Source organism: Fredinandcohnia onubensis (assembly GCF_002734285.1).
Lineage (GTDB): Bacteria > Bacillota > Bacilli > Bacillales > Bacillaceae_L > Ferdinandcohnia > Ferdinandcohnia onubensis_A.
This window is the reverse complement of record NZ_NSEA01000033.1, coordinates 1-21,452: the sequence shown is the minus strand read 5'-3', so window position 1 is coordinate 21,452 and position 21,452 is coordinate 1. Positions and strand designations below refer to the sequence as shown.

Here is a 21,452-nt window from a genome sequence, read left to right as displayed (position 1 = left end):
CTTTCATCAACTTATTCAGATGATAAAAAGGCTTCACTTACTATTTTTTTGTTTATACTCTTTTGGGGTTATGCCTTCTTCCTCTTTAAAAACACGAGAAAAGTATTGTTGATTTTTAAAACCTACAATAAAGGTGATTTCTATCAACGAAAGATTAGAATTGATTAATAATTCCTTCGCTTCCTTAATCCTTACCAAATTTCGATAATAACTGATTGTCACCCCTTTTTCTTTTTTGAAAGTACGCATTAAGTGGGAAGAATGCACATGTAACTTTCGTGATATGTCCTCAATCGATATATCCTCTGAAAAGTTCATCTTAATAAAATGCTCCGCTTTCTCGGCAATTGTTGCTTTCTCAAATTCAATAAAACGAATTGAAGGGTCTGCGTACTCCTCTAGCATTTTTTTATGAATCTCTTCTAGTTCAGGTGTAGACTTGGCGTTCTCAATTATAATTGCGTATTTTTCAGAAAGGTAATGACATTGCCATGCAATCAAGCCACCTTTTTCCGCTGAATAGCTGTAGAGCGTATTATGCGATAATAATATGTTTTTTAATGCACGTAATTCATTCGTTGGAACTCTTTTAATAATATCTAAAGTGTCTGTTTCAACTCTTAGAAACTCATTAAATCTATTGATATATTGAGCAACAGATTTCTGATCTCCTTTACGAATGGATTGTAATAGTTCCTCCCGAAATTTGTGTCCTGATTCGATTATTTCATGCTTTGTTTTATTCTTATTGAACTCATTGTTTATTTGATCTTCTAGGTCTTCCTTTTCCATTTTCCTTTCCCATCACCTCACTTCAAATGGGCTAGTTGCCTTCTTTTAGTAGGAGCACTCATTGTGTACTATTACTTTTTTTGTAAAGAACCTGAAGAAAATGCACCTTTATGCAGAACAGCAGCACGCTTTGGTAACCTTGCTACAGCTTCTGCTGAACAGCTGGCAGATACGAGGACTGCAGTAGCTTCATCTCCAACCTTGGGCCAGATTTGATTTCCCTCTTTATCCAAAGGTGTAATGCCTCTAGTTGCTAGGGATAAAGCGCGTGATAAGTTATATTCATTGCTCCAACCATATAATTGTGCTGCAAGATGTGCTTTCTGAAGGATATCTCCAATCCCAAACGGTGACCAATGATCTGTAATACTGTCATTTCCTAGAAGGACTTCTACTCCCTGCTTTTGAAGGAGTGGAATCGGCATAACTGTTTTACCAATTGGAACAGTTGAGGCAATTGAAATACCTAATGAGGCTAAGCGTTTTGCAAGCTCGATTCCAGATTCTTCCGACAATGAAGCTAGTGAGAATGCATGGCTGATTGTTACTTTTCCATTTAGTCCAGCCTCTTCGGTTAAATCAGCCAACCTATTAATGGCTTTAATCCCTGTTTCCCCACCTTCATGAAGATGAATATCAATGCCTGCATTATAGTCCACTGCGATTTGTACCATTGTTTCCAGAGACTTCTCCATGTTTCCGTCAACAACGGTTGGATCAAGACCTCCTACATGTGTTACGCCAAGCTCCATGGCCTCTCGTAATAACCCTTCTACATTGGAACGAAGCAATCCATGTTGAGGAAATGCTACGATCTCATGTGAAATTTTATCTGAATAATTCTCTAAGGCAGCCTGTAATTTTTCGAGATTTTTTAACCCGACTGTCTGATCAATATTACAATGACTTCGAACATAGGTTGAACCGTAGCTCAGGATTAGCTGAATTAATTTTTCCGCACGCTCCTGTGCCGTTGTCAGTAGCTTTGGCAGTATTTCCTCCTCTAATTCAATCATGTCAAAAATACTTTTTCGATTTGCTCCTGCCTTCCAGGGACCCCCATAGTAGGACTTATCTAAATGGATATGCATTTCCTTAAATGCTGGGAGGAGAAGCATTCCCATCGCATCATAGCAATCTATTTCACTTCTATATGGTAGATGAGTATCTTGTATCTTCTTAATAATACCGTTTTCTATTTCGATATGACGTAATTCTGTTTCAGTGGTGATAACCTGCCCACCTTCATATTTATAGCCACTTTCTAATCGAACATTTAACAGCATATAGGAGTTCTTTTTATGTAGATCTTCTTTGAACCTACTTCTATCTTCCATTCGTGTATCCTCCTTTGTCTAAATCAATTTATTTTCTACTAATTCGAGAGACTGTTTTTTGTGCAAATGGTACAAAGGATTTGTAGGATCATGTTTGATTGCATTCTCAATTGCATAGCTTCCTCAATAGCCTACTTGATTTCTTTCATATATTGGCTTCATTTTTCTTCTGCATGTTGAAGTATTTATTCTAATTCTTAAAATCTTCTAGATTTTATCACATTCTCTTGCTCAGTCAATAACAGAAATGGTGGGTGAATACTTAAACAATTATTTATTGGATTAAAATGAGGCATATGCCCAACCCAAATAGGCTACTTTAGCATATCCTTTAGTGTAATAAATAAATAGGAGGGATTTGCTTTGACAAATGATTATCCATATATCGGTTTACAGGAACCATTTAATCAAGAAATAATTGATGTCAATGATCAACGAATACGCCCCGGATTTGGATTTGGTAGACCAGGCTTTGGATTTGGCAGACCTGGTTTTGGTAGACCGGGCTTTGGATTCGGTAGACCTGGTTTTGGTTTTGGTAGACCAGGCTTTGGCTTAGGCTTTTTAGGAGGTCTAGCTACTGGTGCACTATTGGCCCCAGGTCCAGGATTTGGTTATTATTACCCACCATACCCTTATTATTATCCGCCGTACCCACCATACTACCCATACCCTTACTATCCTTACTAAAATATACAAATATAACAGAAAAAAACGGAGAGTCCATTCATTGGCACTCCGTTTTTCAACCTCTTTAATGCTTTTTCTAACATCGCACTCGGACTCTCAAGAACCCCTATTAAAATACTGATGTTGAAACATACACATTCTAATTGCATTATGATATTCACCGTCAACAAAAAACTCATCAATTAATTCACCTTCAAATTGAAAACCAAGTTTTTGATAAATATGAATCGCTTTTTCATTCGTTTTATCCACGATTAAATATAATTTATACATATTCAATACAGAAAACGCATAATCCATTGCAAGATACGTTGCAGACTTCGCATATCCATGCCCTTGATGATTCGGGTCAATTATAATTTGGAATTCAACCCTACGATGAATATAATCAATCTCTACTAATTCAACCAGCCCCACCATTTCATCGCCTTTTTGTACAATAAATCTTCTTTCACCCTGATCATGAATATGCTTATCATATAAATCCTGCAATTCAACAAATGACTCATATGGCTCCTCAAACCAATAGGACATGATGTTTGCATTAATATTTAATTTATGGACAAATCCTAAGTCAACTCGTTCTAATGGCCTTAATCTTACATCACTCATTACTATTCATCCTCCGAAACCTGCATTCAATCCTCTTAAAATAAAGTCTTTCCTTTTCTCCCGCTTTTTGACCATTTTTTCTAAAAAAATCTCATGTTTTACGCAAACAGACTCTCCGCCTTCTGCTGCTCGAATAAATTTTCCAAGACGCAAAAAAGACATCTACAAAAAAAGCAGATGGTATAGAGATTCTATATCAACTGCTTTTCTATTCTATGAGTTCCAACACGCAAAAAACTACACGACAGCTTGGCACTGATCGCAAATAGTGATGAGTGGGGAAATTATGTCAGTCCATAGCAAACGACTAATCACGCATTAATGCGCCATTTGGCTTTTGTAACTCTTGCTCTGTGAGCTGATTCATTTTACAAAAATGTTCAAAGAATTGTTGGGCAAGCTCTCGTTCCTTTGGATCGCTTTTCAACGAAACGATATCAAGCAAAATCTGAGCCATCCATAAGTTATCAAAATAGCGGTATTTCCCTGTATTCCATGTCATTTTGTGAGGGTGCTTTTCATTGACGTAATATTTCCAGAAAAGCATCTGCTCTGATTCCTGTTCTGTAAGTTCGATTCTGTATGTGGAATGAGCTGGAATATATCCATCTTCACAAAGCTTACCGATAAAACCTTCCTTCACCATATAAACACCTAGAATGCGTCTGTCTTTTTCAGGCTTGCTGTCATCTATTTCGGTTAACAGGACAGCACTATTTTGGTGCAAGCGGATTGGTTTATTTGGCTTCCCCTTGTTCGTACCACTTTTTATTTCGCCTGAAAAAACCTTCCACTCAGATAAAGAACGATTCTGTTCTTCCGGATCACACCAAAAAACCATTTGTGATTCTGGATGAAGTTTATGATTTTTCATCAATTTTTCATATTCCAAGCGAAGTTCCTGTTTTTTTCGATGTAGTTTTCTTTCCTCTTCCTTCTTCGATTCTTCTTCTTTTCGTTCCATTTCCTTTTCTTGTATCATTTTTTCAAGTGAATTAGCAATACTTTGATCATGCATTTTTAGATGTTTTTCAAATACATCAGGGAAAACAAACTTTTTATTTTCCGACTCAAAGTGGATTTCAATACTAGAGTCATTATGTTCAACTATACTACCCATACCAAAACGCTTGTGTGTAACTTTCTTATTAATAAGATTCATTATTCTAGTCCTCCTTGTAGAATAAAAAAACCCGGTTACTAATAGATAGTAAATTGATCATTTTATTCAACTTGTTTCCTTAAATCCCAAATAACTGATTGATTTGTTCTTCACTTTTATAAACTAGATATAAAAAAACAATTGTAAGATTATTGTAACATTTTTTTGAAAGTTTTTCAAATTTTCTTGTTGACAATATATTTTATCGTGAGGTAAAATGAAATTTTATTCCCTACAACCACTTGATATAGCTAAAAAAAAGGCTTCCCAAAAGTCATAAAACTTTTAGGAAACCTCTATGAAATTTATGGCGATGGCACTACCCTCTGTATTTGATCGTTAGCCCTTTTAAAAAGTTTCTGGCGAAATTATCTCCGCATTCTTTATAATTCTTATGTCCTTCTTTTCGTAATAAAGCCCCTAGCTCTCCTTTTGTTACACGTAACCCTACATTATCAAAAATCTCTAGCATATCCTCAGTCGTTAAAGCTAGTGCAATTTTGACTTTCTTTAATAGAAGATTATTCACGTTCCCACTTGTCTTTAAAGTAGGTTCTGGTGGATTAGGCTGTCCTGGTTTTGGCTCCTGCTTCCCTCTTTTGTAAACAATAAGGCCATTTAAAAATGAGTCTAACATACTGTGCGTACACTTTATTTGATCTTCATTCTCATAATCATCTTCATCGTATGTCTTTGTCAGAATCTTTACAACATCTGGTACTGGCACATCTATGCCACCAAGTTTAAAAATCTCTGCCATTTCTTTATTTTTTAATTCCAATGCATATCTCAATCGGATTAAAATATCGTTATTATCCATCAGTTGAGCTCCCTTTTATTCAATTAGTAGTTCCTGTTACTTCCTTCTTTTCTGCTAGTTTCGTAAGAATTTCTTCGCAAATTTCATGGGTTTTCAGTGCATCACGAGCTGAAATTAAGGTTTCCGAATTTGTGCTGACAGCGTGAATAAAGTCTTTCACCATTTGTTCAAACCCTCTTTTAAACAAGGTTGGCTCCCAATCGCTACTCCGAACCTCACTATTTTCCATACCTTTTGAAATGACTAAGTTGGATACATTCGTGACTGTCCGCTTCTCGAACGGGCCCATAACCTGAGCGATTTCCTCGGTGGTCCCATTATCCCTGTTCATAATGCCGATTGCCGTGCCGCCTTTAGAAATAAACTGAATCACTACGTGGAATAAGGAACCATTCTCCATACGACCATTCACGACCATGTCTTCGATCGGGTGCGGAAATAAATACCTCATCGTATCCACTACATGGATAAAATCATCGAAAATAAACGTCCTCGGTTCACCAGGTAGATTATTACGGTTTTTCTGGACCACAACCATATTTGGCTGAGATACTTCCTTCAAACTTCTATACGAAGGGGCAAATCTGCGATTAAATCCAGTCATAAGAATAAGACCTCGCTCCTCCGCCAATTCAACAAGTCTTTTAGCACCTTCATAATTGTCGGTAATAGGTTTGTCCACAAACACATGGATCCCGTGTTGTAGAAGCAGCTTAACTATTTCTTCATGAGAGGATGTCGACGAATGGATGAATGCTCCCGTAATACCACTTTCCATTAGGGATTTGAGGTCGGAGTGAATATGTTCAAACCGATACTGGCTGGTAATTGTTCGTAACTTTTCTTGGTTTCTTGTGTAAAAATGAAATTCAATCTCCTTTAATCCGCTATAAACTGGCAGATACGCTTTTTGTGCAATATCTCCTAGTCCAATAACCCCAATTTTGGTCACTATAATAGCCCTCTTTCCTATTCAATCTATGCGGTGTCGCTTTTCACATAATGAAAAAATACATACAATAATGATAGTAGAACGACCAACGATAAACAAGTTAATACACTTTAGAATAACTGGAGACATAATGAACGAAACTGATTTAAGAAATCTAAAAGACCAAATCGCATTCGATTTGGTCTTTTTCATTAGCCTACAGGACAGTCCATTGTAGACATCCATAATACAATTAGTCTAAAACTACTGGAACATTAACATCATCAATATTAAGATGTCCCCATCCTCCAGTTTCTTTATCAACAACCTTGATGAATAATTCTTCCCCTAGAAAATCAGACGCATCCCATCTCACTCTTCGATAGGCTTCATCATTATGTCCGGTGGCTTTTAATAGCTCTTTCCCGTCTGACTTTCGGACTAAAGCTACATAAAGATTATCGATATTTTGTCCGCCACCAATCAAAAAGTCAATTTTGCCTAATCCTCCGAGTTTGAAGTCTTCAGACTTTACTATACCAGTCGCTGCATCTCCGCCTTGCTCCCCATTGAATCCCCATAAATGGTATCTTTTAGGATCCACTTGGTCATAAGCTTGGTTAAATGGGCCGCCCCATCCCCAGTCATTTGCATTTGTCACATGTTTATCGCTGAAAGTTTTTCCTTCAATCACTTCCCAACCTGTTAAATCCCCAGTTTGGAAATCATGATTTTTTAATTCACCATGTGCTGGTACTTCCTCTACTGGTGACCAGTACGACGGAATGGTTTTTCCATAGGCAGAACCCAGCTCCCAAATTTTCATCGATTTAACCTTAGCTTTTCCATGACTACTCCATAGTTCTAGTCCTAGCGCATCCTCAAGTGTTGGATAAACGCGAGTGGTAATACTCTTCTTGCCATTTGCATATGCTTCAATCATTGAACGGTCTAGATAGATGTGAAGCTTTAAGTTATCACCATCAAGCTTTAATTCCCCTCCCTGAATACCTTTAGGGATATCTGGATCTAGACTAGATTTTGAACGATCAACATTTAGTTTTTCGTTCATTGCATCATAGAATAATAGGGTTTCTTCTTTACCTTTTGAACTTTTTCTAAGCTTTAATCCAACTTGTTCATCCTTTTTCAAATCAATTTCAAGCTGTATCTCAAGCATATCACCTTTAATTTTCTTTAATTGCTCATTAGCTTTCTCAATTTTATCATTTTTAATTGATAACAATTCTTTTTGTCTTAACGACTGAAGCTCTTTGATTGGTTCAATTGCTAGCTCACCACTCTGAGATAATGATAATTCTAGCGGTAACCCACCATTATGTGCCCATCCGGCATCATGGTGCTGCTGCTCGGTTCTTCTGTCTTGGGCAATACTAAACAGGATTGAACGACCAGTTTCATCTACCATTCCACTTGGCCCGGTAAAATGCTCACCATAGTCAAATTGTTTTGGATCTTCAAAATCAGGTACAAACTCTAACTTTTCCTTATCCCAAGTTCCAGTCCAATACCAAACATATTTCACATTATGTGGACTATAGCTTTCAAACCAAGGATTAATGAAGAAGGCATACTTTTTATTCCCTTCTTTATCTTCACCTACTGGTAAAAATACCGGCAGTTCCCAGACATCTCCAGTTTTCGGGTGATTTTTAACATCTCCAACAAATAAAGGTTTTTCATACTTCCATTCATATAAATCCTTAGATGTGTACAGTAATGCTGTACCACCAACACCCTTTATTCCTGAGCCTACTAACTGATACCATGTATCCCCATCTTTCCAAACAAATGGATCGCGGAATTGCCCATACCACACTTCTCCTTGCTCGGCAGGAAGATTAGGTGCTTGAACAGTAACTGCTTCTTCATACATCGTCCATTCCTTTAATAATGGATCTTTCGGATCTTTACTTGTTGCAAGTCCCGTCATTTGATTTGGAAACTTAGAATCATCTCCAGCTGTAAAAAGAAGAACTGGATTCCCCTCAGCATCTACTGTTGAATCTCCTGACCAGACTCCATCAGGTGATACGGAATTTCCTGTTGGAGCTAATGCGACAGGCGCATCTTCCCAATGAACCATATCATCGCTGACTAAATGTCCCCAGTGAATTTGATGCCAATACGGGCCTTGTGGATTATGCTGATAGAAAATATGATATTTCCCGTTATAATACATCGGCCCATGAGGCTCATTCATCCAATGCTCTGGTGAAATCAAGTGATATTGAGGTCTGTAGCGATCACCATCATATCTGCTTCGATCCATTTTCATATCGGGAGTTGGTAATTTACCATCTTCAAACGTTTGAATCACCGTCTGATAGTTCTTTTGAATTTCTTCCTCATTTATTACTTGATTATGAATCTTTAATTCATCAATTAAACCATTAAACATATTTGCTGTAAATGTGCCATTAATAACAGCAGCTGAATTATGCTTTCCAATAATTAAATCCTGGGCAGATGGTGTTAATACTCCGTTTGGCGTAGATACTTCACCAACTTGCTCTCCATTTAGATAAAGTTTCATCTTTTTCTCAGTCTGGCTAAACGTTGCTACAATGTATGACCATTTATCTTTTTCTAATGGTTTAGATTCATCTGCCCAAACCTCTCTCCAATCGCCGTTAACACTTGCTTGAAACGACCATCTCCCATGTTTACCCATTCCTAGTATATACCCTTCATTCGAGGAACGATTATGCTGGTTTACAATGGCAGATAATTGACCTAAATCTCCCCACTCGTAGGATCTAGGAGCTACCCAAGCCTCAATTGTTAACGCACTAGAAGGCTTGATAATATTCTCTGCCTTTCTAGAAATCCAAGTTGAATATCCATCAAATAATAAAGCATTATTGGATATACCTTGTTTCCATAACGGGTCTGTTGATGGTTTATACTTTGCATCATTGAATACATATTCTACCGAATCCTTAATGCCACTTACTTTATCTAATGCCTTTGCAGCTTTACTTTCATCCAAAGGCCAGTGGGCAATTATGCCTTGTGTTTTCACTTGGAAATCATCGACATTTATATGTCCCCATCCCCCTGTTGCTTTATCAACTATTTTGAGATATACCTCTTCTCCAACATAACTTGCTGCATCCCAAGTCACTCTTGAGTAAGCCTCACTATCAGCAAAGTTCTTATTTGTCTCTTTCATTAATTCCTTATCATCAGAAGCTCTTACTAATGCGACATATAATTTTTCGATATTATTGCCCCCACCAATTAAGAAGCTTATTTCACCGTTCCCTGATAAAATAAAGTGTTTGGATTTAAGAATTCCAGTTTTATCATCACTGGCTTTTGCTCCCCAAAGATGGAATTCGTTCGTATGATTAAAAGGACCTCCCCACCCCCAATCTTTTGCATCTGTCACATTTTCATTTGAAAAAGCATCACCTTCAACAACGGTCCAGCCTGCTAAATCTCCTGTTTCAAAATCGGGATTTTCAATATCGTCCGTTAAGATTGGATCATTGTTATACACTCGGAAGTCATCGACATTAATATGACCAAAACCTCCACTATGCTGATCAACAATCTTTATATACAATGATTCACCAATATATTCTGATGCATCCCATTTGACTCTCCGATAAGCTTCAGTATTAGCACCCGTTGCTTTAAATAGCTCCTTTCCATCAGAAGCTCTTACAAGTGCTACATATAGGTTATCGAGATCTTCGCCACCAGCTACAAGGAAATCAATCATCCCGTTGCCTCCTAATTTGAATACACTTGACATCATTTCGCCTGTTCGAAGATCTGAGTTTGCATCTTCCTTCGCTCCTGCGAATCCCCAGACATGGAAAGTTCCTTGCTGATTAAACGGACCTCCCCAAAAACTCGATACATCTGAAACTGGGTCATTAAACGCAGAACCCACTTCTGACCAACCAGTTAAATCTCCCGTCTCAAAATCTGGGTTTTCAATCTCCTCCGGAAGAGTTGTAGGGTCAACATTTATGACCCCCTTATTTGATTTAAACTGTGCGCTTTTTATTTCATAGATTTCTAACGACTTTAAAATTACTTTTCCATCTAATGAATAAATATCGAGAGCCACATCATTTTCTGTCGGAAAAACCTGATCAGTTAATACAACTTCTCCATCCTTTCCAAACACCTCAATAGATGCGCTATCAATAAATAGGTTCATTTTTACTGTATCAAGTGTTGAAGAGTATGGTGCAGTATGTTTTGCCGCAAATTTTTCATGGAAGCTAATTTCACCAGAATTTGAGCGGTCAACAAACAGCTGTTGTTCAGTTTTGTTATATCCGACTTTTGTTTCTGATTCTTCCCCTTTTCTTACAATAAAACCAAATTCGGTAGCATTTGAAGATGTAAGATCAAATTCTGCTCTAACCTCAAATTGTTTCCCATTTACACCCGATAATAAACTGTTTTCAGTATCGATGGTTTCATTTGCCCAGCTTTTCTTATTTTCTCTTAAATTTTCAAATTCACTAACAGGCTTTTGAACGAGACGAATGGTATTGTCAGACGAACTAGTAAGGGCTAATTCTCTTGGCAAACTCATAGCCCCTCTAAATTTTGACGTTGGAAGGTCTTGACCATAAAGCCAATTATTCATCCAACCCATCCATATTTTTCGTCCATCATGATCAGGCACATCACTCCATGTAACTGCCGCATAGAAATCACTTCCATAATCAGCCCAAAGAACTTTGTCAGGTTCGTTTTCGTTCGTAAAGGTTGTTCCATCAAAGTCTCCTATAAAATATTGCATCCCAGATCCGCCAGCAGGGGACCCTTCACTAATACTTACAGCAAGAACCCACTTCTTTTTGTTTGGATCTCCATCTACCGCCAGTTCAAATAAATCTGGACACTCCCATGTACCAGCATGTGATCCTTGATCACTTCCAAAATCGCTTTCATGGTTCCAGTCTTTTAAATTGGTAGATTGATAGATTTTAATATGATTACCCGCAGATATAACCATAATCCATTTGTTTGTGTCTTGGTGCCAAAAGACTTTAGGATCTCTAAACACATCGCCTTCTTCAATCATAGGTATTACAGGATTTCCTTCGTAGGTTGTCCATGAACGCCCTTTATCATTACTATAAGCTAAACTTTGTACTTGTTTTCCACCTTTTTCTTGTGTAAACATCGCAACCATTGGTGGTTTAGAACCGTCTCCAAAGCCAGAGGTATTATTCCAGTCAACGACCACACTACCTGACCACATAAACCCAAGCTCATCTGGATATAGAGCAATCGGAAGGTGCTCCCAATTCACCAAATCCTTACTTACAGCATGTCCCCAATACATCGGCCCCCATGTGTTTCCAGTTGGATTATGCTGATAAAAAAGGTGATATTCCCCGTCATAGTAAACCATACCGTTTGGGTCATTCATCCACCCCTTATCAGGAGAAAAGTGATAGCCTGGGCGATATGGTTCACTTTCACTAATTACTGCTGCTTCTGTTACATTGTATGCTTGCTGCGGTATCATCGTAATCATAAACGACACTATAATTAGTAAACTCCACATTCTGTTATTCTTTTTATCTTTCATCTCTCAAGCTCCTTTTTATACAATTTTGCATTCCTTTAATAGCTCTTAGATGTAAGCGTAAACATTTTTGTTTAACTAGACCTAATTGATCACCTTATGTGAAATAATAGGTTAAACAATAAACTGATAAACTTCTATAATCTTCAATAAGTCGAATAAGTTCAGTGGCTGTTTAATGCAACCCTTTTCCTAAGGGTCAAAAAACACTTTACTTCACTTCACAACCACATCAAACAACTTTTGACAAAACAAATAGAAAATCGAAACGATTATACTCGGAACAATAAATACCGAAATAGGATAATAATAAGTAGACCCAATTCCCATCACTAAACACGCCAATAAGACAATCGTAACCATTGGCTTCATCAGCGAAAAGAAAAATGAATTTCTTATAATGTCCTTCAAAGTTAGTTCAAAATGCACCATCACTGGAAAGACAAAAATAGTTATTGCACTAAACAAAATGATTGCACTAACCAAAAATATATAGAGGGCTAACTCAACAACTGATCCCCGAGGATTAATTAACACGTAGTCCATATATAAAAACAGGGCTACAACCGCCCAAATGATAGATAGCAGTGAACTCTGTTTAAAATTTTCTTTAAACATCATGACAAAATCTATGAAAATGCCTTTTGAATCTTTCTGAAGCTGTCTTTTTCTAATCACGCCAAACATTGCAGTCGTTGCAGGAAAAATCGTGAGTAAAGGGATGGAAGCAATAACCCACAATAAATTTAATAGAAAATAATCCACAATGGAATTTAGTGTATTTAGTAATCTATTATCACTCATTCCTCATTCCCCCTACTCACTCTTGTCTATTATTTTTTCCAAATGGATGTTAATTCATAAAACTCAAGGGAGCGAACGAACACTTCTCCACCGATTGCATAAAGCTCAATGTCCTGACCGTCTTCTTTTGGAAAAATTAAATCTGTTATCACTAATTCACCGTCATTACCAAATACCTCTACTGACGACCAGTCAACGAACAAATGAAGCTTTATATTATTTTTTATTGGGGTCAAGTGGCCTTCATGTTTCCCAGAAAAGTCTTCATGGAATTCAAATTCACCTGAATTTATACGGTCAATAAATAATGTTTCATTTTTAATATTATACCCAATAATCGTTTCTTCGCTAGTTGACTTGCGTACCTTAAACCCGAATTCACTTGCTCCACACAATTCAAATTCGGCTACAATTTCAAACGAATCACCCTTTACATCTTTTAAAAGATTTTCCCCAGGTGAAATGTTCTTATCAGAGAGCAAAAAAGATGTTGTTCGCAAGTCCGATAATTCCTCTACTGGTGATTGTATTAATCGAATGCCATCAACTAACGTTTTTAAAGATAATGCGCGCGGTATTGTCATACTACTGCGCCATTCCATCGTTGGCGTTACATTCGCATATTTCCAGTTACTCATCCAACCGAGATAAATTCTCCTATTATCTTGAGCCGGAATATCAGACCAACTTACACCCGCATAGTTGTCTCTTCCTTTGTCGATCCAAAGAGTCATGTCAGCTGAATATATATTTATAAATGTTTTACCGTCAAAATCTCCGATAAAATATTGTGTTCTTGAGCCTTCTGGAATGTGAGGTTCGGCACCAATACTTACTAACAACACCCATTTTTTATTATCCTCATCCCCGTCAACTGGCAATTCAAATAAATCAGGGCACTCCCAAACGCCTAGATGTGAACCTTCCTCCGCTCCAAATTCACTCGCAAAATTCCAAGTCTTTAAATCCGAGGAAGTATAAAGTCGAACACTTTGTCCGGCTGCTAGAATCATCACCCACTTACCTGTTTCATAATGCCAAAATACTTTAGGATCGCGGAAATCTGTGATATCCTCATCTGATAGAACAGGATTCCCCGCATATTTTATCCATGTTCTCCCTTTATCCAAGCTATAAGCAATACTTTGTCGCTGTCTTGGTCGTTCAGAATCGGGGTATGTATCTGCTGATGTAAAAATAGCAACCAACCCTGTTCCCCCGTTAAAAAATCCAGATGTATCCTCCCAGTCAACTACTGCACTTCCTGAAAAGATCATCCCATTTTCATCAGGAGTTAATCCAATCGGCAAATGCTCCCAGTGCACAAGATCTGTACTTATAGCGTGCCCCCAATGCATCGGCCCCCACGTTGTACCATGTGGGTGATATTGATAAAACAGATGGTATTCCCCTTCATAATAGACCATCCCATTCGGGTCATTCATCCAGTTTTCTGTGGGTGAGAAATGGTATTGTGGACGATATTTTTCCGTATAATAAGTTGGTTTTGTTTCTGCGTTGCTCATGCTTGTTGTACTCCTCTCTTTATATAACTATTGATTTGATACTAGTTTTTCAATCTGCTCCAAAGTGGGCATACTCGGTATTCCGCCTTTACTTGTGGTTGCAAGAGCCCCTGTAGCATTCGCAAAGTTTAGAACTTCCATATAGTCATCTTTTGTTAACTCATAAAGTTTTTTGTTTTTTTCAAGGATTTTATATAGAGTTCCACCAACAAAAGCATCACCTGCCCCAGTTGTATCAACAACGTCTACCTTAAATCCTCCTACTCTACCAAAACTAGTTGTAGATCGAAAGAAACTTCCACTAGGCCCTAACGTAACTAGAATGAGTGGACATTGATATCGAATTTTTATCAACTCTGTCCCCTTTTCCACATCCCTTGTACCAGTTAAAAATAGTAATTCTTCTTCTGAAAGCTTAACGATATCTGCGTATTCTAAACCCTTCTTGATCATCTCTTTTGCACGATCTACTGAATCCCAGAGCTGTAAGCGTAAATTTGGATCATACGAAATCAACACACCATGCTTCTTTGCATAATTCAATGCTGTAAAAGTAGCTGTAGTTGCAGGCTCATGAGTTAATGAAAGTGACCCAAAATGGAAAATCGTTGAATTTTTTATTTGCTGTTCGCTGATTTCTACTTCCCTCAACAAAATATCCGCACCAGATTCACGATAAAAACTGAATGAGCGATCCCCGCTTGGATCTAAATGAACGAAGGCCAGCGTCGTATTTGCTTCGTTTGAAAAAAGAAGATTTAGGGTATCGACATTCATTTTTTCTAACGTATTTTTTAAAAAAATCCCGAAATGATCTTGCCCAACCTTTCCAATAAAAGAAGTTTTCACATCTAATTTAGACAAGGCAACAAGAACATTCGCTGGAGCTCCACCAGGATTTGTTTCAAACAAAACATTCCCTCTTTCTGACTGACCAGAAGGTGTAAAGTCGATTAATAACTCTCCTAATGCTGTTACTCCATACATTGAAATCACCTTTTTCAATAAACTTTTTACTATTCTAAAGTTGATTAATAACTTTTCATTCATAGTAAAGGCCAGATTATTGAAACATCTGGCCTTTATAAGACATGATTAATTATTATTAAAACGGTCTAAACCTGTTTGATAGATTTCCATTAGTTCACCTAATCCCATAGATTCAAGCTGAGCAACATAGTCATCCCACTCTTTTTCAATTCCACCTTCAATTAACCATTGAGCTTCTTTTTGTTTTACAAACTCTTTAATTTCAGGCTCAATTTGATTAATTTTTTCTAGCTCTTCGACACTGAAGAAAATTTGTGGATAGTTTTCTTTAGCCATATGCGGTCTGTAGTGTTCCTCTAAAATTTGTAATCTTTCTTTTGCTCTTGGTTCCATATCTACTACAGTTCCAAAATGTTCTTTTAGAACAACGAAAGGTCCGCCTGGAGCTACTTTTTGTCTGTATTCACCCATCGCTATGCCTTCTGGTAACTCTTTATTCACTAACATTCCATTTTCATCTTCTTCATACACTTCACCAATTGGTCCCCAGTTGATTTGGGCAGACATTTTTGGTGCATAAAGCTCGTCAACCCAACGCATAGTTAATTCTGGGTTTTTATTTGCAGAAGTAATAACAAATGCATCTCTTCCATACTCTGAATAATTAGAACGTCCAATTCGAATCTTTCCGTCTACACCTTTAAGAGGTGGTAAAATAGAGTAGTCATCTACGCGATCAGTTCCAACAACCTCAGTATCTTCCCACCAAATGAATGAACCTAATACTGGGTTTTCTGTTTTACCCTTTGCAAAAAGTTGTGCTGTATCTTGAGTTACAACCTCAGGGTCTATTAATCCTTCTTTCACCCATTCATGATAGTAGGCAATCGCTTCTTTATATTCAGGTTGAGTCGCAACATAAATCACTTTTCCGTCGCGAACGATACGGTGATCTGCTTCAAATGAAGTATCAGGTAATCCGAATAATCCGATCAAATCCCCTTCATTTCCAGCCCAGCCATTGAACCAAAATGTAAGACCGATTTCGTCTTGTTTACCGTTACCATTCGGATCCTTTTCTTTAAAAGCCTTTAAAACATCGTGATATTCTTCCAGAGTTGAAGGCATTTGAAGACCTAGTTTATCTAACCATGTTTGGTTAATAAACATAATATTTGGCATACCAACTAAATCCATTTCTTCAGCTCGTGGAAGTGAGTAAATATGTCCATCTGGAGCTGTGATCATTTGTTTTAATTCTGGTCTTTCTTCAAATAGTTTCTTTAAATTTGGAGCATACTCGTCAATTAAATCTTCTAAAGGAATGATAGTTCCGTTCTGACCATGTTGAATAAGATCTTGATCTGAAAAACCGGAAGCGTAGAACGCATCAGGTAAGTCGCCACTTGCTAATAATAAGTTTTTCTTTTCTTGGTAACCGTCTGCAGGGATATTTGTCCAATCGATTTTTACATTTGTTGCTTCTTCTAAGCGATCAAAAATCGTCATTTCCGAATAATCAGGAGCTAATGCAGCTTTAGGAGAAACAAACTCTAATGTTATTTCTTTATCTACAATCGGTAATCCAGTTTTGTTGAATTCTACAGCTTTTGCAGATGTTTTTTCAGAATCCTTGTTGGCTGAACAACCAGTTAAAGCAAGTGCTGCACTTAATCCGATAGCTAATACTACAGATGACTTTTTCTTCTTATTTTTCAACATATTTCTTTTTATTGATCTAATCATTGATTTTCCCCCTTTAAATGGTAACTTGATATTTAAGAAAAACTGATTTTGTAAGAAACGACCCACCACCTCCTTGATGTGAGTTCAAATGGATTACCCTTTAATACTGCCGATCATAACACCTTTAACAAAGTGCTTTTGTACGAACGGGTAAAGGACTAATAATGGTAAAGAAGCTACGATAATAACACCATATTTGATTAATTCTGAAACTCTTTGTTTTGCCGCAAGAGACTCAAGGTCACTAATCATTTGGGTTGAAGCTTCATTTTGTATCAAGATGTTCCGTAGAATTAATTGAAGAGGATATAAATCTTCATCATTTAAATAAATCAAAGCATCAAAGTAAGAATTCCAATGTCCTACTGCGTAAAAGAGAACCATAACTGCGACAATTGGTTTTGATAGCGGTAAAACAATTTTCCAAAAGAATTTTACATCTGAACATCCGTCAATTTTTGCTGCTTCTAACATTTCATCAGGGATGGACATCTGAAAATAAGTTCTTGCAACAATCAAGTTCCAAACCGCTACAGCTTTCGGAAGAATCAATGCCCACATCGTATTAAGTAAGCCAAGATCTTTAACTACTAAATATGTAGGAATTAATCCGCCAGAGAAGAACATCGTAAATAAGAACAGCAACATGATAATGTTTCTACCATACAAATCTTTTCTAGATAAGGCATATGCTGCCATTAGGGTAAAACAAACATTAACAAGCGTGCCAACAAATGTGTATATGATTGAATTTTTATAACCGGTCCATATCAAGTTATCGGATAAAATCCGTTCATATCCTTCAAATGTAATTCCCTGCGGTAAAAACCAAACCTTTCCTTCATAAATCATATTTGGATCACTGATTGAAGCAATGACAATGAAGTAAAGAGGATAGACAACTAAGACAACCATAACTGCTACTAAAAATAGGTTTATTAGATCGAAAATTTTATCTTCCTTTGATTTTCTTGTTTCTCTTTTTAAAGTTAGCAAACTCATTGTCTAACAAACCTCCTTCTACCATAGTCCTTGACCAGATATTTTTTTCGCGAATTTATTTACAGCCACAAGTAACACTAAATTGATGACTGAATTAAATAATCCAACAGCTGCAGCAAAACTGTATTGTGCTTGCTGTAACCCCATTTTATAAACATACGTTGGAATAATTTCAGCTGCCGGCTGGTTAAGTGGTGTTTGTAAAAGGTAAGCTTTTTCAAATCCGATATTCATAATATTACCAACTTGCAAGATTAATAAAATTACAGCAATTGGCATAATCGCCGGAATATCTACATGTAGAATCCTCTGCCACTTATTTGCTCCATCCATAACAGCAGCCTCATGTAACTCTGGGCTAGTACCCGCAAGTGCAGCAAGATAAACAACCGCGGCCCAACCTGTTTCCTGCCATACACCAGAACCTATATATAATGGCTTGAACCATTCAGGCTTTGCCATGAAGGAGATGGACTCCCCACCGAAAAGCATAATCAAACTATTTATTAACCCATTATTTGAAAAGAAAACATATATCATACCAGCTAATACAACAACAGATATGAAATGCGGAGCATATACGACCGTTTGTACAAAGCTTTTATATTTTTTACTTCTAATCTGGTTCATCATTAACGCAATAATTATTGGAAGAGGGAATCCTATGATTAATTGCAAAATACTTAAACTAAACGTATTTTTAATAAGTGTCCAAAATTGATAAGAGTCAAAAAAACGCTCGAAATGTTTTAATCCTACCCAAGGGCTTCCCATTATGCCTTGTGTGGCGATAAAATCTTTAAAAGCGATCAAAACCCCATACATTGGGACGTAATGAAAAACAATAAAATAAACAAGAGCCGGCAATAGAAACAAATAAAGTTGGTAACTATTTAAGATTCGCCTTACTTTTGATTTCTTTACTTTTTTTACAGTTTGCGCGACTGTCGGTAGTTCACTCGCCTCCACTTTCATATCCTTTCCTCACTTTCAAAACTAGTTATAAAAACATTTGCAATCTACTTAATAAAAATGTGTTTTAAGTGATTAGCAATAGAAATACTCACGATAAGATTATGTGTCAACCGGATGACACATAATCTATAAGTATGTTGCCACTGTTTAAATTAAACTTAAGGGGCTCTTTTGTGTTAACCGCTTTCACATTAATTTTTAACCGTGTTTGTATTCCATGTCAACCGGTTGTTACATTAATATTAATTTGTTTTATTTTATATGTCAACCGCTTGACCTAAATTTTCTAAAAAATAAATCTACTCTAATAAAGTTGAGTAGATTTATGCTGTACCATTATCAAGTAATTGAACTGGTAAAACAATCTCCATTATATCTTCCATTGGGACTTCATTAATCTGATCAATTAAATTTAATACTGAAGTCTTAGCAATATCTTTAATTGGCTGTTTAATTGTAGTTAGCTGTGGTAGCAAACTCATAACGGTTTGAGACCCATCGTAACCAACAACTTTTAAATCATCTGGAACACTAATATTTAACTCATTTGCTACTTTTAAACAAGTTGCAGCCATTAAATCATCACTTGCAAAAATACCATCTGTCTCTGGATGGTCTTCAAAAATCCTTCTAATTGTTACTGCAGTTGCTTCTTCATTAAATAAATCTATTATTTCATAGGTTATTGGATTTTTTACCAAGTCTTCATATGCTTTTCTTCTTTGCTGGGCTGGGGTTTCTAATTCAGCTGGTCCGTTAATATGAACAATTGATTTACAGCCTTGATTAATTAAATGTTGTACTGCCAACTTTCCACCTTCATAGTTATCGGATCCAACTACCGGGATTTCTGGTGATAAATAATGATCTATGGCAACGATAGGTAGTTTAGGATTTTTATAGGCCTCTATTCCCCTATTATACGAACAAACTATCATTCCATCGACTTGATGCCTAATTAACATCGATGCGTAAGATTTTTCCTTATCCAATTGCCCAAGACTATTGCACAGAATAATTTTGAAACCATGATTTGCACTTTCATTTTCAATATATAATGCTAATTCACTGAAAAATGGGTTGTTAATTGTAGGTAATATTAATCCAATGAAATTAGTCCTTTGTTTAAATAAAGAACGTGCAATATCATTGGGATAATAATTTAATTCCTTAATTGCATCTTCTACTTTTTGTCTTGTTTTTTCACTAATATATCCTCTATTATTCATAACCCTTGAAACAGTAGTGGGTGAAACACCTGCCAGTTTAGCCACATCTTCTAATTTTGCCTTCATTTAGACCACCAATATTTATTTTTTTAAGCGCTTACTCCTGTATGTCAACCGCTTTCATATATATTATCATGATAATTGTTTTTTTGCATCTTTTTAACTTTATAATATCTGCTTTCCCATTAAGCAGCTCCGGAATACCCTTATTTTAAGATAAGGACCCCCTTTATCTATTCATGGAGCTTTTCCCATAAATTCATTATGAACTATTTACAATAAATAAGACCGTGAATTAGCGAATTCTCGGTCTTTTGACTATTTATTTTAATTATATCCCGGAAAAGGATGGATATCTTGAATCATGTTATAAGTATAGTGCTTAATTGCAAATTCAACACCAGCAACTTCAACATCATATTGTTACTAGAATGTCACTTCTTCTCCATACCCAATTATGACTACCTCGGTTTTTTGTTGTTTTGATAAATAATCTTTTAATTCATTATCTTTCTCAATCATATTTCCTACAACAGGAAATGCTTTTAACAATCCATCTAACGTTTCTTTTGAGGAGGCTGAGTTTGCACTAGGAAATGTATGACTAGGGATAACATATCTAACATCTAATAAGTGTTCTACTGCATATGCCGCTTCTTTTGGACCCATTGTGAATTGACCTGAAGATGAAAGGATCGCAATTGATGGTTTATACAACTCTTGAATTAATTTCATATCCGTCATAATCATCGTATCACCAGAATGGTACAACGTATGGTCATCCTCAAAATCAAATACATAACCTGCTGATTCTCCTGCGTAAATGGGACTACCCTCCAATTCGCCGTAGCTAGACGAATGACGAGCAGGTACCATAGTAACTTTTACATCACCAAAATCAAACGATCCTCCAAAATTCACAGGATAAACATTTTCAAAACCATTTCGGCCTAAAATCAAGGCTAATTCATATTGTGCTAATATTAAACAACTCGGATTAGCTTTTCTTAATTTTTCTAGTCCGCTTGTATGATCAAAATGCCCATGTGTTAATAACACACCTTTAATATTGGACAAAAATTCCTCTGTTTGATACTCACTTGGACAACCTGGATTCATATCAAAAAATGGGTCGACTAAATATTGATTTCCTTTTTTAGTTGTAAAAACATACATCGCATGACCTAAACGTAATACTTTCATAGTAAAGCCCCCTTACAAGTTTACGTATTGTCAAAACTTTTATAAG

16 protein-coding genes are annotated in these 21,452 nt (G+C 36.6%); 1 reads left to right on the top strand and 15 read right to left on the bottom strand.

Features of this window, described 5'->3' with window-relative positions:
* Positions 1 to 33: 33 nt before the first annotated feature.
* Both CKJ95_RS22025 and CKJ95_RS22020 read right to left on the bottom strand, forming a co-directional pair.
* Positions 34 to 792, bottom strand: a complete 759-nt coding sequence (locus CKJ95_RS22025; protein WP_099355614.1) for an AraC family transcriptional regulator — start codon at positions 790 to 792, stop codon at positions 34 to 36.
* Between the two features lie 71 nt (positions 793 to 863).
* A complete protein-coding gene (locus CKJ95_RS22020; RefSeq protein ID WP_099355613.1) occupies positions 864 to 2,129 on the bottom strand; it encodes an amidohydrolase family protein in 1,266 nt (421 codons plus the stop codon).
* A gap of 363 nt (positions 2,130 to 2,492) precedes the next feature.
* Between CKJ95_RS22020 and CKJ95_RS22015 the strand changes: the two genes are divergently transcribed.
* Positions 2,493 to 2,819 (top strand): hypothetical protein, encoded by a 327-nt coding sequence (locus CKJ95_RS22015; protein ID WP_180271652.1) that lies wholly within the window; start codon positions 2,493 to 2,495, stop codon positions 2,817 to 2,819.
* Positions 2,820 to 2,915: 96 nt separating this feature from the next.
* On the opposite strand, the gene speG is transcribed toward CKJ95_RS22015, so the two are convergent.
* The 13 genes from speG to CKJ95_RS21950 all read right to left on the bottom strand — a co-directional run bounded on the left by speG (position 2,916) and on the right by CKJ95_RS21950 (position 21,406).
* Complete coding sequence (gene speG, locus CKJ95_RS22010; protein ID WP_099355612.1) at positions 2,916 to 3,431, bottom strand: spermidine N1-acetyltransferase; 516 nt, start codon at positions 3,429 to 3,431, stop codon at positions 2,916 to 2,918.
* A 307-nt stretch (positions 3,432 to 3,738) separates the two neighbouring features.
* On the bottom strand, positions 3,739 to 4,593 hold the full coding sequence (locus CKJ95_RS22005; protein ID WP_099355611.1) for a malate synthase: 855 nt from the start codon (positions 4,591 to 4,593) through the stop codon (positions 3,739 to 3,741).
* A 319-nt stretch (positions 4,594 to 4,912) separates the two neighbouring features.
* On the bottom strand, positions 4,913 to 5,413 hold the full coding sequence (locus CKJ95_RS22000; RefSeq protein WP_099355610.1) for a YehS family protein: 501 nt from the start codon (positions 5,411 to 5,413) through the stop codon (positions 4,913 to 4,915).
* Between the two features lie 19 nt (positions 5,414 to 5,432).
* Positions 5,433 to 6,365 (bottom strand): Gfo/Idh/MocA family protein, encoded by a 933-nt coding sequence (locus CKJ95_RS21995; RefSeq protein WP_099355609.1) that lies wholly within the window; start codon positions 6,363 to 6,365, stop codon positions 5,433 to 5,435.
* 232 nt (positions 6,366 to 6,597) lie between these two features.
* Complete coding sequence (locus CKJ95_RS21990; RefSeq protein ID WP_099355608.1) at positions 6,598 to 11,934, bottom strand: GH32 C-terminal domain-containing protein; 5,337 nt, start codon at positions 11,932 to 11,934, stop codon at positions 6,598 to 6,600.
* Positions 11,935 to 12,147: 213 nt separating this feature from the next.
* Positions 12,148 to 12,735 carry a YesL family protein gene (locus tag CKJ95_RS21985; RefSeq protein WP_099355607.1) on the bottom strand — a complete coding sequence of 196 codons (588 nt, stop codon included), beginning with the start codon at positions 12,733 to 12,735 and terminating at the stop codon, positions 12,148 to 12,150.
* 29 nt (positions 12,736 to 12,764) lie between these two features.
* On the bottom strand, positions 12,765 to 14,261 hold the full coding sequence (locus CKJ95_RS21980) for a glycoside hydrolase family 32 protein (RefSeq protein WP_099355606.1): 1,497 nt from the start codon (positions 14,259 to 14,261) through the stop codon (positions 12,765 to 12,767).
* A 27-nt stretch (positions 14,262 to 14,288) separates the two neighbouring features.
* On the bottom strand, positions 14,289 to 15,248 hold the full coding sequence (locus CKJ95_RS21975) for a PfkB family carbohydrate kinase (protein ID WP_099355605.1): 960 nt from the start codon (positions 15,246 to 15,248) through the stop codon (positions 14,289 to 14,291).
* A gap of 108 nt (positions 15,249 to 15,356) precedes the next feature.
* Positions 15,357 to 16,997, bottom strand: a complete 1,641-nt coding sequence (locus CKJ95_RS21970) for an ABC transporter substrate-binding protein (RefSeq protein ID WP_257215898.1) — start codon at positions 16,995 to 16,997, stop codon at positions 15,357 to 15,359.
* 93 nt (positions 16,998 to 17,090) lie between these two features.
* Positions 17,091 to 17,999, bottom strand: a complete 909-nt coding sequence (locus tag CKJ95_RS21965; RefSeq protein WP_099355604.1) for a carbohydrate ABC transporter permease — start codon at positions 17,997 to 17,999, stop codon at positions 17,091 to 17,093.
* A gap of 18 nt (positions 18,000 to 18,017) precedes the next feature.
* On the bottom strand, positions 18,018 to 18,974 hold the full coding sequence (locus tag CKJ95_RS21960) for an ABC transporter permease (RefSeq protein WP_099355603.1): 957 nt from the start codon (positions 18,972 to 18,974) through the stop codon (positions 18,018 to 18,020).
* 323 nt (positions 18,975 to 19,297) lie between these two features.
* Complete coding sequence (locus tag CKJ95_RS21955; RefSeq protein ID WP_099355602.1) at positions 19,298 to 20,269, bottom strand: LacI family DNA-binding transcriptional regulator; 972 nt, start codon at positions 20,267 to 20,269, stop codon at positions 19,298 to 19,300.
* A 360-nt stretch (positions 20,270 to 20,629) separates the two neighbouring features.
* Entirely contained in the window at positions 20,630 to 21,406 is a 777-nt protein-coding gene (locus CKJ95_RS21950) for a metal-dependent hydrolase (protein WP_257215897.1), read from the bottom strand.
* Positions 21,407 to 21,452: the final 46 nt, after the last annotated feature.